Source organism: Amycolatopsis sp. NPDC102522 (assembly GCF_055584485.1).
In genome coordinates this window covers 121,162-134,422 of the sequence record NZ_JBVJLY010000024.1, presented here as the reverse complement: position 1 = coordinate 134,422, position 13,261 = coordinate 121,162, and the positions used below count along the sequence as shown (strand labels likewise).

13 protein-coding genes are annotated in these 13,261 nt (G+C 69.5%); 1 reads left to right on the top strand and 12 read right to left on the bottom strand.

Annotated elements, in window-relative coordinates; all coding sequences use genetic code 11:
* The first annotated feature begins 241 nt into the window (after positions 1–241).
* Positions 242–679, top strand: coding sequence for a B-4DMT family transporter (locus tag ACZ6YV_RS37140; RefSeq protein ID WP_465514070.1), 438 nt, complete (start codon positions 242–244; stop codon positions 677–679).
* Here ACZ6YV_RS37140 and ACZ6YV_RS37135 read toward each other — a convergent pair.
* The 12 genes from ACZ6YV_RS37135 to ACZ6YV_RS37080 form a co-directional block, all read right to left on the bottom strand.
* A complete protein-coding gene (locus tag ACZ6YV_RS37135) occupies positions 634–2,118 on the bottom strand; it encodes a beta-xylosidase (protein ID WP_465514068.1) in 1,485 nt (494 codons plus the stop codon). The two genes, ACZ6YV_RS37140 and ACZ6YV_RS37135, sit on opposite strands and share 46 nt — an antisense overlap.
* Before the next feature lie 60 nt (positions 2,119–2,178).
* Positions 2,179–3,105: a GNAT family N-acetyltransferase gene (locus ACZ6YV_RS37130; RefSeq protein WP_465514067.1), complete on the bottom strand. Its 927-nt coding sequence runs from the start codon at positions 3,103–3,105 to the stop codon at positions 2,179–2,181.
* Positions 3,102–3,533: a type II 3-dehydroquinate dehydratase gene (gene aroQ, locus ACZ6YV_RS37125; RefSeq protein ID WP_465514066.1), complete on the bottom strand. Its 432-nt coding sequence runs from the start codon at positions 3,531–3,533 to the stop codon at positions 3,102–3,104. The genes ACZ6YV_RS37130 and aroQ overlap by 4 nt, the downstream gene beginning before the upstream one ends.
* On the bottom strand, positions 3,530–4,639 hold the full coding sequence (gene aroB / locus ACZ6YV_RS37120) for a 3-dehydroquinate synthase (RefSeq protein WP_465514065.1): 1,110 nt from the start codon (positions 4,637–4,639) through the stop codon (positions 3,530–3,532). Before aroB ends, aroQ begins: the two co-directional genes overlap by 4 nt.
* A gap of 8 nt (positions 4,640–4,647) precedes the next feature.
* Entirely contained in the window at positions 4,648–5,070 is a 423-nt protein-coding gene (locus ACZ6YV_RS37115; RefSeq protein ID WP_465514064.1) for a hypothetical protein, read from the bottom strand.
* Complete coding sequence (locus tag ACZ6YV_RS37110; RefSeq protein ID WP_465514063.1) at positions 5,067–5,591, bottom strand: shikimate kinase; 525 nt, start codon at positions 5,589–5,591, stop codon at positions 5,067–5,069. The genes ACZ6YV_RS37115 and ACZ6YV_RS37110 overlap by 4 nt, the downstream gene beginning before the upstream one ends.
* Entirely contained in the window at positions 5,588–6,775 is a 1,188-nt protein-coding gene (gene aroC, locus ACZ6YV_RS37105; protein WP_465514062.1) for a chorismate synthase, read from the bottom strand. The genes ACZ6YV_RS37110 and aroC overlap by 4 nt, the downstream gene beginning before the upstream one ends.
* A gap of 47 nt (positions 6,776–6,822) precedes the next feature.
* The gene (locus ACZ6YV_RS37100; RefSeq protein WP_465514061.1) at positions 6,823–7,434 is read right to left on the bottom strand and encodes a prepilin peptidase; all 612 of its coding nucleotides are present in this window, start codon (positions 7,432–7,434) and stop codon (positions 6,823–6,825) included.
* A 305-nt stretch (positions 7,435–7,739) separates the two neighbouring features.
* A complete protein-coding gene (locus ACZ6YV_RS37095; RefSeq protein WP_465514060.1) occupies positions 7,740–8,282 on the bottom strand; it encodes a DUF1062 domain-containing protein in 543 nt (180 codons plus the stop codon).
* Between the two features lie 232 nt (positions 8,283–8,514).
* A complete protein-coding gene (locus ACZ6YV_RS37090; protein ID WP_465514059.1) occupies positions 8,515–10,068 on the bottom strand; it encodes a GMC family oxidoreductase in 1,554 nt (517 codons plus the stop codon).
* Complete coding sequence (locus ACZ6YV_RS37085) at positions 10,065–11,576, bottom strand: APC family permease (RefSeq protein WP_465514058.1); 1,512 nt, start codon at positions 11,574–11,576, stop codon at positions 10,065–10,067. Before ACZ6YV_RS37085 ends, ACZ6YV_RS37090 begins: the two co-directional genes overlap by 4 nt.
* 15 nt (positions 11,577–11,591) lie before the next feature.
* A complete protein-coding gene (locus ACZ6YV_RS37080; protein ID WP_465514057.1) occupies positions 11,592–13,079 on the bottom strand; it encodes an aldehyde dehydrogenase family protein in 1,488 nt (495 codons plus the stop codon).
* Positions 13,080–13,261: the final 182 nt, after the last annotated feature.

Sequence of the window (13,261 nt, the reverse complement as noted above, 5' to 3'; positions counted from 1 at the left end):
GCCGACTGGTTGCGCCGCCTGTGGCACCCGGCGGTCCAGTCCTCGTGAGTGGCAAGTGGGGTTAGAACGACACTTGCCACTCACGACCACCCCGACCCACCCCCCACCGCCACCCTTCCCTCTCGCAGCACGTGAAGGCCCCCTCGCGCACTCAGCACAAGCCGCGGGCCGCAGCGACCACCGGTCGCTACTGGCGAGTTAAGCTTCCCCAATGGCACCGTGGCTGACTCGTGGACTCGTGATGGCGCTGCTGCACGGCGCGGCCGTCACCGTGCTGGCCAAGTACGAGGTCTTCAACCCCACCGACAAGTCCCTCTTCACCTCGCTCGCCCTCGCCGTGCTGGTCGGCGCGGCGGCGGGCTGGGGCGCCGTGGACGCCTGGCAGGGCAAACCCGAACGCGGCAGGAACTGGTTCATCGCGGCGCTGATCGCCGGCCCGGTCTCGGGCGTGCTGTACGTGATCGGCCGCGCGGTGTTCGTCGACCAGACCGGCGCCTCGGAGCTCGGCGGCGCGCTCACCGGCGGCGCCGCCTTCTCGGCCCTGTTGGTGCTGATCCCGGCCGGGCTCGGCCTGTTCGTCGGCGGACTGATCGCCAAGAAGGCACCCGCCGAGGACGACGAAGAAGAGGAAGATCAGCCCGCGAGCGGGAAACCGGCCGGGAAGCCGTCCCAGGCCTGATCGCTGATCTCCTCGACCGTCGAGTCGTTCAGCGCCGCGGCGCCCGCGTCCGGCACGGCGTAGAGCTTGCCGCCGAGCACCACGCCGAATCCGCGGCCCGGTGCGCGCACCATTTTCGCCCCGGCGCTCAGGCGCGCGGCCTGCGGGAACTTGTCGACGACCTTGAGCCGCTGGTCCAGCACCTCGCCCGCGAGCGCCGACGCCACCGAGCGCCGGTCGACCCGCACCAGGGTGCCGCCGGCCACCAGGTCGATGGTCCGCTGCGGCGACGGCATCGCGACGCCTTCGAACGTGGTCTTGATCCGGGCGTCGCCGTCGCAGGCCCGCGAACCGCGCACGTCCAGGCCGAAGTGTTTGAGGTCGGTCGGCGCCCCCGCGCCACCGATGACCGTGGCGCGGACGACGTCGAACGGGACCCTGTCGCAGACGTCGCCCGAGGTGAGCGGCGCGTGGCCGTCGGGCCGCCGGACCAGGCCGGGGCCTTCCTTCCAGACGCCGGGGATGATCGACGGCCGGTACGGCTGCGCGGAGAAGTCCCTGGTCCAGAAGGTGAGCGTGGTGCCGGTGTCGGTCTCGTGCGCGATCACGAACGCGTCGAGCGCGCCGACCCACATCAGGTCGGTGCTGAACCCGTCGACCAGCGAGCGCGTGCGCGGCGAGATCGTGGTGGGCTTGGCGACGAAGCCCTGCTCCCCCAGCGTCTCCACGCCCTGGGTGAACGCCGCGTCCTTGGCGCGCAGCAGGAACTGCCCAGCGCCGTTCCACCCGGCGGCCTTGGCCGTGGTGTCGGTGAACAGCACGTAGAACCAGCCGTCGAGGTACACCGCCGAGGGCTGTCCGGCGCCGTAGACGTTGTTGGCGCGGTGCACGTCGTGCGAGGGCCCGATGATGGGCAGCCCACCCGCCGCCCGGGTCCATTTGAGCCCGTCCGGGCTGGTGGCGAGCCCGATCGAGTTGCCGAGCGCGTGATCGCCCGCCGCGCCGGTGTAGTACATGTAGTAGGTCGAGCCGACCTTGATCACCGACGGGTCGCAGGTGTGCATCCCGTCGAAACCGCCGGGCGCGCCGGAGAACACCGCCTCCGGGCCGCCACCGGACGGACCGGTGAAGGGGCCGTCGACAGACGGCGACTGCGCGTAGAGGACATCGTCGCCGGGCGGCTGGGCGCTGCCGTACTGGCTGCACCACCACATCTTGAGTTTGCCGCCGTCCCGCATCACGGTCGGGCTGTAGTTGTAGACCGCGTCCTGATCGCCCGCGCCCACCACGCCGCCGCTGGCCCTGGGATCACTCGTCGCGAGCTCGACGTCCATCGGCCGCGGCTTTTCCTTGGGGGGCGGGGCTCCGCCGATCCCGCCGCTCTTGCCGTCGGCCTGGGACTGCACATTCCCGTCGCTGCACGCCATGAGGACCGCGCCAGCCGCCAGGAGGGCCACCACGACACGGGCGGGTCGCCGACCCCCACGAAAAAGGCGCATGATGGCCGAGTGTAGCGAGACTTACCCCAGCCGGGTGACGTCAGTACCCGGTAGGGCGACCAATTCCACTTCGAAGCCATCGGTGTTTTCGAGGTAGGCGGCGTAGTGGTGATCACCCCCCGCATACGGAAACTTGTCCGCGAACATCGCCGACCAGCCGTGTTCGAGCGCTTTCGAAGCCAGTTCGTTCACCCGATCGCGGGACTCGACGTGCAGGGCGAGATGGTTCAAACCCGGCGCGGTCCGCTCGTGCTTTTCGCCACTGAGCGCGGGAGAGCGCTCGACGACGAGGTACGTCGCGCCGTGCTTCCAGCTGACTCCGGCGGGCCAGCGCTGGAACTCGCGCCAGCCGAGTTCGCCGAGGAGCCAGCCCCAGCTCTCCTCCGCGCGGGCGAGATCCGGCACCCACAGTTCGATGTGGTGCGCGCGACCGTGGTCCGAAGGCAGCGCGACGAACACGCGATGCGGACCGCTGCCGTAGTGGTCACCACCGCCGACGTCGAGGAAGCCCAAGCGCCGCACCAGGTTCTGACTGGCCACATTGGACTCGCCGACCAGTGCCCACACCGACGACAGCCCGAGCCCGACGAGCCCGTGCTCCAGCAGGGCACGCGCCGCCTCGGTCGCCAACCCCTGCCCGCCGTGCGCACGCGACAGGTAATAGCCGATCTCCGGGACGTCGCCCGGCAATTCCGCCGACGGCCGCAGATGCGCGAGGCCGATGACCTCGCTGTCGCGTTCGATCGTCCAGTGCCCCATCCCCGCCGGTCCGTCGTAGGACAGCCTGCGGCCGACCATCTCGCGGACCAGGTCCGGCTCGGTCAGGGGAACCGCGAAATGCGCGCTCATCTCCGGGTCGGCGAAGAGCTTGACGATCGCCTCGGTGTCGGCCTCGGTCAGCGCGCGCAGCCGCAGCCTCGCGGTCGTGATCTCGGGCGGGTTGTTCATGCCGCGTTCGTGGCCATCCAGCGCAGGGCCAGGGGGTAACCGTCGACCCCGAGCCCGGCGATGACCGCGGTGGCGATGTCCGACAGCACACTGTGGTGCCGGAACTGCTCGCGTTTGTGCACATTGGAGATGTGCAGCTCGATCAAGGGCGCCTTGAGCTGGGCGGCGGCGTCCCGGACCGCGATCGAGTAGTGCGTCCACGCGGCCGCGTTGAGCACCACCGGCCAGCCGGCGTCGGCGGCTTCGTGCAGCCAGCCGACCATCTCGCCCTCGTGGTCGGTCTGGCGGACCTCGACGTCGATCCCGAGTTCCTTCCCGGTGTCGACGCAGGCCGACACCAGGTCGGCGTGGGTCGCTGAACCGTAGATCCCCGGTTCGCGCAGGCCGAGCCTGCCGAGGTTGGGACCGTTGAGGACGAGCACCTTCACAGCAGCACGCTCCCGCCCGCCTTGGGGGCCTCGCCGGCCACCACCGAGTACGCCGCCGCGAGCAGCGACGGGTCGGGGCCTTCCAGCCTGCCGGGTTTCGCGAGCCCGTCGAGGACGACGAAGCGCAGCACACCGGACCGCGTCTTCTTGTCGCCCTTCATCGTCTCCAGCAGGTGCGGGAGCGCGTCCGGGTCGTAGGTGGTCGGCAGGCCCAGGAGCTTGAGCACCGACGTGTGCCGCTCCGCGGTGGCGTCGTCGAGACGGCCGGCCAGGCGGGCGAGTTCGGCGGCGAACACCAGGCCGACGCTGACCGCCGCGCCGTGGCGCCACCGGTACTTCTCGCGGCGTTCGATGGCGTGGGCGAGGGTGTGGCCGTAGTTGAGGATCTCGCGCAGGTCCGACTCGCGCAGGTCCGCCGCGACGACGTCGGCCTTGATCTGGATCGAGCGGCGGACCAGCTCGCCGATGACCTCGCCGGTGGTGTCCAGCGCGGCGGCCGGGTCCTGCTCGATGAGTTCGAGGATGCGCGGGTCCGCGATGAACCCGGCCTTGACGACCTCGGCCATCCCGGCGACGAGTTCGTTGGGCGGCAACGTTTCCAGCGTCGAGAGGTCGACCAGGACGGCGCTCGGCTCGTGGAAGACGCCCACGAGGTTCTTGCCGGCCTCGGTGTTGATGCCGGTCTTCCCGCCGAGCGAGGCGTCGACCATGCCCAGCAGCGTGGTGGGCACGTTGACCAGGCGGACGCCGCGCATCCAGGTCGCGGCGACGAAGCCGGCCAGGTCGGTCACGGCGCCGCCGCCGAGTCCGACGACCACCCCCTGACGGTCGAGGCCGATACGGCCCAGGACCTCCCAGCAGAAGCTGGCGACGGTGAGCGCCTTGCCGTCTTCGGCGTCGGGGATCTCGACCCGGTGCGCGTCGATCCCGGCCTCGGCCAGTTCGTCGCGGATCGCCTCGGCGGTGGTCGTCAGCGTCGGCGGATGGATCAGCGCGACCTTGGAGGCGTCGGCGAGCTGCTCGGTGAGCTCGCCCAGCAGGCCGCGGCCGACGACGACGTCGTACGGCTTGGCGGTGTTGACGGTGATGCGGACCGGCTCGGTCATCGTTTCCCTCACTTCGGCGGAAGCCGCTTGGCCCTGGCGACCTCGCAGGTGATCTTGCCCTTGACCGGGGTGTCGCCCGGGATCTCTTCGGTCACCTTCTGGCCGGGGGTCATCCGGTTCTTCGCGAACAGCGCCTCACCGGAGGCCTTGCCGTCGGCGTCCTTGATCGCGATGGTGACGGCGTAGCGCGCGTCCTCACCCGTGCTGTTGGTGACCTCGATGGTGATCTTCGGCGTGTAGCCGCCGCTGTCGCATTTGGTGACCTTGACGTCCGCCGCGACGTCCGTTTCGGGCGCCGCCGAGGCGGGAGCGCCACTGGTCGCGGCGCCGGTCTGGATGACGTCGGCGCCCGCGGGCTGCTTCTCCTCGCCACAGGCCGTCAGGGTCAAGGTCACGACGGCGAGGAGAACGCCGGCGATGGTGCGCTTCATGCTCGTTCCTTGCTGATCTCGGCCAGCCCGATGAGGGCGGCCTGGACGACCTCGTCGGGCGTCAGCTGATCGGTCTCGATCTCGAACGTGCACACCTCGCGGTACACGGGCAGCCGCGCGTCGAGGAGCGCCTTGTAGGTGGCGCGGGGGTTCACCCCGGCCAGCAGCGGGCGCGCCGTCGAGAGCCCGGCTCGTTGAACGCCCGCGGCCATCCCGACGTTGAGGAAGACCACCGTGTGCCCGGCCAGCCGCTCCCGGGTGCCGGGAGTGATCGGCGCTCCCCCGCCCAGGGAGAGGACGCCGTCGTGCTCGGCCAGCGCCTTCGCGACCATCTCCTCTTCCAGCGCGCGGAAGGCGGGCTCGCCCTCGTCCGCGAAGATGTCGGTGATGGGCTTGCCCGCACTGGCGACGATGTCTTCGTCGCTGTCGCGGAAGGCGAGCCCCAAGGCGGCGGCGAACGCCGGGCCGACCGTGCTCTTGCCCGAGCCCGGCGGCCCGATGATCACCGCGCGAGGAGTCACCAGCGCTCCTCGAGCGCCTTCAGGTAGGCCTCGGCGTTGCGCTTGCCCTCGACCAGCGAGTCGCCGCCGAACTTCTCCAGGGCGGCGTCCGCGAGGATCAGCGCGACCACCGACTCAAGCACGACACCGGCGCGGGGCACCGCGCAGACGTCGGAACGCTGGTGGATGGCGACCGCGGGTTCGCCGGTCGTGACATCCACAGTGGACAGTGCTTTGGGGACGGTCGAAATCGGCTTCATGGCGACGCGCACGCGCAGCGGCTCGCCGTTGGTGATGCCGCCTTCGAGCCCGCCCGCGCGGTTGGACCGGCGGGTCACCCCGACCGGACCGGTGCCGCGGTCGATCTCGTCGTGAGCCTGGCTGCCCCAGCGCTTGGCCGTGGTGAAGCCGTCGCCGACCTCCACGCCCTTCATCGCCTGGACGCCCATGAGCGCGCCGGCGAGGCGGGCGTCGAGCCTGCGGTCCCAGTGGACGTGCGAGCCGAGGCCCGGCGGCAGGCCGTAGGCGATCACCTCGATCACGCCGCCGACGGTGTCACCCGCCTTCCGCACGGCGTCGACCTCGGCGACCATCGCGTCGGTCCCCTCCTGGCCGAAGGCCCGGACCGGGCTCTCGTCGATGGCGGGCAGGTCCGACGCCACGGGCAGCGGGCCCTCCGGCGCCGAAGCACCGCCGATGGACACGACGTGGCTGACGATCTCGACCCCGAGCAGCTGCTTGAGGTACGCGCGGGCCACCGTGCCGAGCGCCGTGCGGGACGCCGTCTCGCGGGCGCTCGCGCGCTCCAGCACCGGACGGGCCTCGGGGAAGCCGTACTTCTGCATCCCGGGCAGATCCGCGTGGCCGGGCCGGGGACGGGTCAGCGGCTCGTTGCGCGCCAGGCCTTCCAGCTCCTCGGCGGGCACGGGATCGGCCGACATGACCTTCTCCCACTTGGGCCACTCGGCGTTCTCGATCTGGACCGCGACAGGGCCACCCTGGGTGAGCCCGTGCCGGACACCGCCGGTGAACTCGATGTGGTCGGTCTCGAAGCCCATCCGGGGGCTGCGGCCGAAGCCGAGCCTCCGTCGCGCGAGCTGCTCGCTCACCTCGGCGGTGGTGACCTCGACCCCGGCGGGCATCCCTTCCAGGATGGCGGCGAGGGCGGGTCCGTGCGATTCCCCTGCGGTTATCCAGCGCAACACCTGACAGATCCTGTCACAACCTCCTCTCCGTCCCAGGACAGGCCGGGCTATCCCGGACCAGGTCCGGCGAAGACGGCGAGCGCCCACGCCGCGACCAGGAGACCGGGCCCGTGCGGCACCGCGGGATGCCGGGGCCCGCCCACCGCGAGCGCCACGCTCAGTAGCGCCGCGGCGACGGCGCCGAGCACGACCGACGGCCAGCCCGTCGCGGCGAGGACCGCGCCGAGGCTGCCGGCGAGCTTCACGTCCCCGGCGCCGAGCGAGCGCGGCGACAGCGCGTGGACGAGCGCGTGCGCCCCGCCGAAGACCAGCGCGCCGAGCACGGCCCGCCACGCGATGCCGACCCCTCCCCCGGACGCGGCGACCGCCAGGGCGGCGGCCAGCGCCGGGTACGCGGGCAGGGTCAGGATGTCGGGCAGGCGGCGGTACTTGAGGTCGGCGAGCGCCAGCGGGACCGCGAAGACGGTCAGGACGGCCGGGACCGCGAGCCACCACGACGGCCAGGCCCCGGCTTGATACCTCAGCCAGACCGCGACGAGCGCCGCCGCCGCGAGGACGGCCGTCCAAGCCGTCACCGGCGCTCCCGCCCGGCGCAGGCAGGAGCGCGTGGCGAGCGCCGATCCGGCGCCCGCCACCGCGAAGGCGATGGGCATGAACACAAGATCAAGAGTGCGCCTGGTGGCTCACGGGAGGCAAGTTTTTCTTTTCGTGACAGGGACTTTCACGCACTTTCGGCGGTCGGGCGCGAGCTGAAGGGGCCCTTCACCGCAGGAGGCATGAGGCGGCGGCGAGGGCGTGGTCGGGTGGGTCGTGAGTGGCAAGTGCCGTTAGGACGACACTTGCCACTCACGACCCACTTGACCGACTCGGCCCGTTCGCCCTGAATGACACCTTTCCCCTTACCCCTCAAGAGAACCGAACCCGCCGCTCAAGAGCCGCGAAGGTCGTAACGTAGCGCAAAGCCTCACCGTTTGAGCGTGAAGCTGAAGTCGCCGGAGAGCTTCCCCCTCAACCGGACCGCCGAAACCACCCTCCCTTCATCGATCAGTCTCTCGACCTCGCCCCGCGAAAGACCGCAACCTTCGGCGATCAGCCGCACCGGCCGGACCGGAATCCGAGCCGCGAACCGCACCGAGACGTCACGAAAGTCCCGGTGACACGAGGAGTCGGTCTCGAGCCGCCAGGCACTGTCCCAATCGAGGGCGACCCGGTTACGGCGCCGCACGTCAGGGTCCTGGAGCAGTTCGGCGGCCAGGCCGAGGTCGTTCTCGTGCAACCGGTTCAGAAGTTCGGGCCGGACGGAGCGCACGTTCACCCGCTCCAGGATCGTGAGCTTCGCGGTGTCCCCGCACGCGACACAGCGCACGAGGAGCCAGACGTCGATGAGTTTGTGGTTGGCGTTGACGCGGAATTTGCCGTTCGCCCGGAACCGGTCGGACGCGCAGACGTGGCAACGGCGCCGGACCAGAGGCAGGCAGGTGGGTACGACCACCCAGTTTTCGAGCACAGGAGTACACCCGTTTCAGTGAGAAAGTCCGCAGCAAAAGGAAGCGCGGCGCAGAGATGCGACGCGCGACGAAATCAGCGCTCGGGGGGTCTCACAGGGTGTACAACGGCAGGCTTTCGGCTCGACGACGTGGTCCGGCAGCACGGTAATGGCGCCGGAGGGACCGCTCCACTGATTTTCGGGCAAAGAGAAGGCCCCCTGACCGAAGCCAGGGGGCCTTCTCAAGCGAACTCTAGGAGCGCGCGTCCTCCTTGAGCATGTCCGCGCACTTCTCGCCGATCGCCATCGTCGTGATGCACGGGTTCACCGCGACCAGGAACGGCATCGCCGAACCGTCGGCGACCCGAAGGCCTTCGACGCCGCGCACGCGCAGCCGGGCGTCCAGTACGGCCGACGGGTCGTTGTCGCCGCCCATCTTCGCGGTGCACGAGGGGTGATAGACCGTGTTGTGCGTCTTGCGCATGTAGTCCGCGATCTCGTCGTCGGTCTTGACGTCCTTGCCGGGCGCCAGCTCGATCCCGGCCCATTCGTCCAGGGCGGGCTGTTCGGCGATCTTGCGGGCCAGTTTGATGCCGTAGGTCATCACGCGCATGTCATGCGGATCGCTGAAGTAGCGCGGGTCCACCTTCGGCTTGTCCCGGTAGTCGCGGCTGCGCAGCCGCACGGTGCCGGTCGACCGCGAGCGGGTGACGTTCGGGGTCAGGCAGAAGCCGTTCTCCGTCGTCGGGTAGCCGTGCCGCAGGGTGTTCATGTCGAACGGCACGGAACCGTAGTGGAACATCAGGTCCGGCCGGTCGAGTCCTTCTTCCGTGCTGGTGAAGATGCCGATTTCCCACCATTGCGTGGACTCGGTGGTCATCGGCTGCAGCGCGTCCCACTGGATGACACCTTCCGGGTGATCCTGCAGGTTCTCGCCGACGCCGGGGGAGTCCACCAGCACGTCCACCCCGACCTCACGAAGATGCTCGGCGGGGCCGATTCCGGACAGCATCAGGAGTTTCGGCGTGTCGATCGCGCCCGAGGACAGGATGACCTCGCGCCGCGCGCGCAGCTTCACGCCGTGGATCAGGTCGTCGGCCAGGTATTCCGCGCCGGTGCAGCGTTTGCCGTCGAACAGCAGCCGCCGGACCCGGGCGCCGGTGATGATCTCCAGATTCGGCCGCTTGCCGATGATCGGGTGCAGGTAGGACACCGAAGCGGACGATCGCGTGCCGTCTTCGCGCGCGTTGATCTGGAACCAGTTCGCGCCGTGCGTCACGGTCTTGCCGGAGTTGAACTCCGTCCTCGGGATGCCCGCCTGCTCGCACGCCTGCAGCAGCGCGACGCCGGTCGGGTCGTTCGGCGGCACCGAGCGGATGGTCACCGGACCGGAGCGGCCGTGGTGCTCGCCGGGTCCGTCGTTGGTCTCAAGACGCTTGTACAGCGGGAAGACGTCCTTGGCCGACCAGCCGGGCAGGCCGAGCGACGACCATTCGTCGAGATCCTCGGCGGGCGCCCAGAACGCGATGCACGAGTTGTGCGACGAGCACCCGCCGAGCACCCGGGCGCGGGCGTGGCGCAGGAAGGAGTTCCCGGAGTCCTGCGGTTCGACCAGGTAGTCCCAGTCGTAGCCGGATTCCAGCAGGCCCATCCACTTCGTCAGTTCGAGCACCGCCGGATCGTCCACATCGGACGGTCCGGCCTCCAGGAGCGCCACGGTGACGTCCGGGTCTTCCGAGAGTCTCGCCGCGACCACCGAACCCGCCGTCCCGCCGCCGACGACGATGTAGTCGAACTCTCCGGTCACTGTGCTGCCTCCTCGGGATGTGCTTCCGCGGCGTGATCGGCCAGGACGCCGCTCTTGTGCCGCAGGACGAACCAGTAATACGCGAAACCGACGACCGCCACCGCGCCGACGAACAGCACGGCCCCCCATTCGAGGTACCAGTGATACGGCTCGGTCGCGTTGTAGACCTCGCGCCGCGGCCACGCCAGGTTCACCACGATCGCGCCGCCCCACAGCACGCCGACGATGTTGACCGGCAGCCCGAGCTTGCCGAGGGAGAAGTACTTTGCGCCCGCCACCTTCGGCGGTGGCCACTGCCCGCGGAACCGCTTGACCAGCATCGGGATGGTGACCAGCAGGTACGCCAGGTAGATCATGATGATGCCGATGCTGGTGATCACCGTGAAGATCTGCGGCTGGCCGACGTTGACCACCAGGATCAGCACCGCGATCACGCCGGACACGATCGCGGGGATCACGGGCGTCTTCGTCTTCGGCGAGACCCGCGCCAGATGCTTCCCGGCGGGCAGGTTGTTGTCGCGCCCCATCGCGAACATCATCCGGATCGCCGCCGACTGCACGGCCAGGTTGCAGACGGTGATCGCGATGACCACGGCCAGCAGGAAGATCGTGCCGACGGTGCTGCCGAACACGTCGAGGACGATGAACTGCAGGCCGCCGGTGGCGATCTGCGGATCGTTGATGTCGCCCACGGCCATCAGCGCCAGCAGCAGGATGAGCCCGCCGATGATGAACGACGCGATCAGCGCGCGCAGGATCGCCTTGGGCGCGTTCTTGCGCGGGTCGTGGCTCTCCTCGCCGAGCGAGCTCGCGGTGTCGAAGCCGTACATGACATAGGTCGACGCGAGCGACGCGACCAGGAACGCCCCGAAGTAGCCCCAGGGCTGGTCGGCGCCGGTGTTGTTGGTCTGCATGACGACCTCGGGGCCACGCGTGATGTTCACCGCGAGCGCGACGATCAGCAGGACCGCGGCGACCAGTTCGATGAACACCCCGGCGCTGTTGATCCGCGCCATCAGCTTCACGCCCCAGGCGTTCACCAGCGTGGTGAACAGGATCAGGATGGTGCCGAGGATGACCGCGTTCACCGCGCTGTCGCCGGAGAAGGAGAAGAACGACGAGATCTGGGGGAGCGTGATCTGGTACGCCAGCGCGACGGCCGCGATGCTGACGATCGAGGCGGTCAGCATCATCCATCCGGCCAGCCAGGCCACGTGCGGGCTGCCGAGCCGTTTCGACCAGTTGTAGATCGAGCCGGCGACCGGGTAGTGCGCGGCCAGTTCGGCGAAGGACAGCGCGACCATCAGCTGGCCGACGAACACCATCGGCCACGACCACCAGTAGGCGGGCCCGCCGAAGCTGAAGCCGAAGTAGAACAGCTGGAAAGTGCCGGTCAGGATCGAGATGTAGCTGATCCCGGCGGCGAAGGTGTGGAAGTTGCCGAGTGTTCTTTCGAGTTCCTGTTTGTAGCCGAAACCGGCCAGGCCGTCATCGGAAGGAGCGCTCATCGGCATTTCCCATCTTTAGTTGGCTGCGGCCGGCTCCCCGGAGAACCAGCGCTGTGGTGCGGGACGGAGGTTCTGGTAGATGTGCTTCGCCTCCACGTACTCGGCGAGCCCGGTCGGGCCGAGCTCACGCCCGAAGCCGGACTGCTTGTAGCCGCCCCATTCCGCCTGTGGCAGGTACGGGTGGAAGTCGTTGATCCAGATCGTGCCGTGCCGCAGCCGGTTCGCGACCCGCTGCGCGCGCGAGGCGTCGGAGGTGAACACCGCGCCCGCGAGGCCGTAGTGCGTGTCGTTGGCGATGCGGACGGCGTCGTCCTCGTCGGTGAAGGTCTCGACGGTGAGCACCGGGCCGAACGATTCGTCGACGACGGCGCTGCTGCCCTGCTTCACGTTGTCGAGGATGGTCGGCAGGTAGTAGTGCCCCTTCGCGAGTTCGCGATCGTCGGGGCGTTTGCCGCCGGTGCGCAGGACGGCGCCCTCTTCCAGGGCCGCGGCGACGTACCGTTCGATTTTTTCCAAATGGGCGGCCGAGATCAAAGGACCGGTTTCAGCCTTCGGGTCGAAAGGTCCACCCAGTCGGATCAATTCGGCGCGCCGGACGAGTTCGTCGACGAACTCGTCGTGCCACTCCTCCTGGACGATCAGCCGCGCGCCCGCCGAGCAGACCTGCCCGGAGTGCAGGAAGACCGCGGTCAGCGCGTAGTCGACGGCGGTGTCGAAGTCCGAGTCGGCGAAGACGACGTTCGGGTTCTTGCCGCCCAGTTCCAGCGCGACCTTCTTGATCGTGGCGGCGGCGGAGGCGGCGATGACCTTGCCGGTCGCGAGGCCGCCGGTGAACGAGACGAGGTCGACGTCCGGATGCTCGGACAGCGGCGCCCCGGCCTGCGCGCCGGCGCCGAGCACCAGGTTCGCGACGCCATCGGGGAGCCCGGCCTCGGTCAGCAGCTTCATCAGCATGATCGAGGTGTGCGGGGTCAGCTCGCTGGGCTTGAGGACGAAGGTGTTGCCCGCCGCGAGCGCGGGGGCGACCTTCCAGATGGTCTGCAGCAGCGGGTAGTTCCACGGCGTGATCAGCCCGCAGACACCTACCGGCTCGTGCACGATCCGGCTGAACGCGTCCGGGTTGCCGGTGTCGACCACGCGGCCGGCGTCGTTCGCGGCGAGCTTGCCGAAATAGCGCAGGCACGCGGCGATGTCGGCCATGTCGTATTCGCTCTCGACCTGCCGTTTCCCGGTGTCGAGCGACTCGGCGCGGGCGAAGGCCGCGGCGTCGCGGTCCAGCAGGTCGGCGGCCTTCAGCAGCAGGTCGCCGCGCTCGGGAGCGGGGGTCTGGGGCCAGGGGCCGGTGTCGAAGGCCTTCCGGGCGGCGGCGATGGCCGCTTCGGTGTCCTCACGCGTGCCCTCGGCGACCTCCGCGACCAGGGAGCCGTCGGCGGGACAGCGGATCTCCCGGCGGCCACCGCCGACCGCGTCGACCCATTCGCCACCGATGAAGAAATCCGCCATCAAGCCCCTCCGAAAACCGGCTCCAGCTCAACCGTCGATCAGCGATTATCGCGGCCACCCGACGTGACCGCTACTTGGCAAACGAGACCATGTTCACACCGTCGGGTGCCGTGTGGTGATTTTCTGACATGTGACCCGTGACGCGGGGGACGGAAGGCTCTCAGCCGCCCTCCGTAGACTGG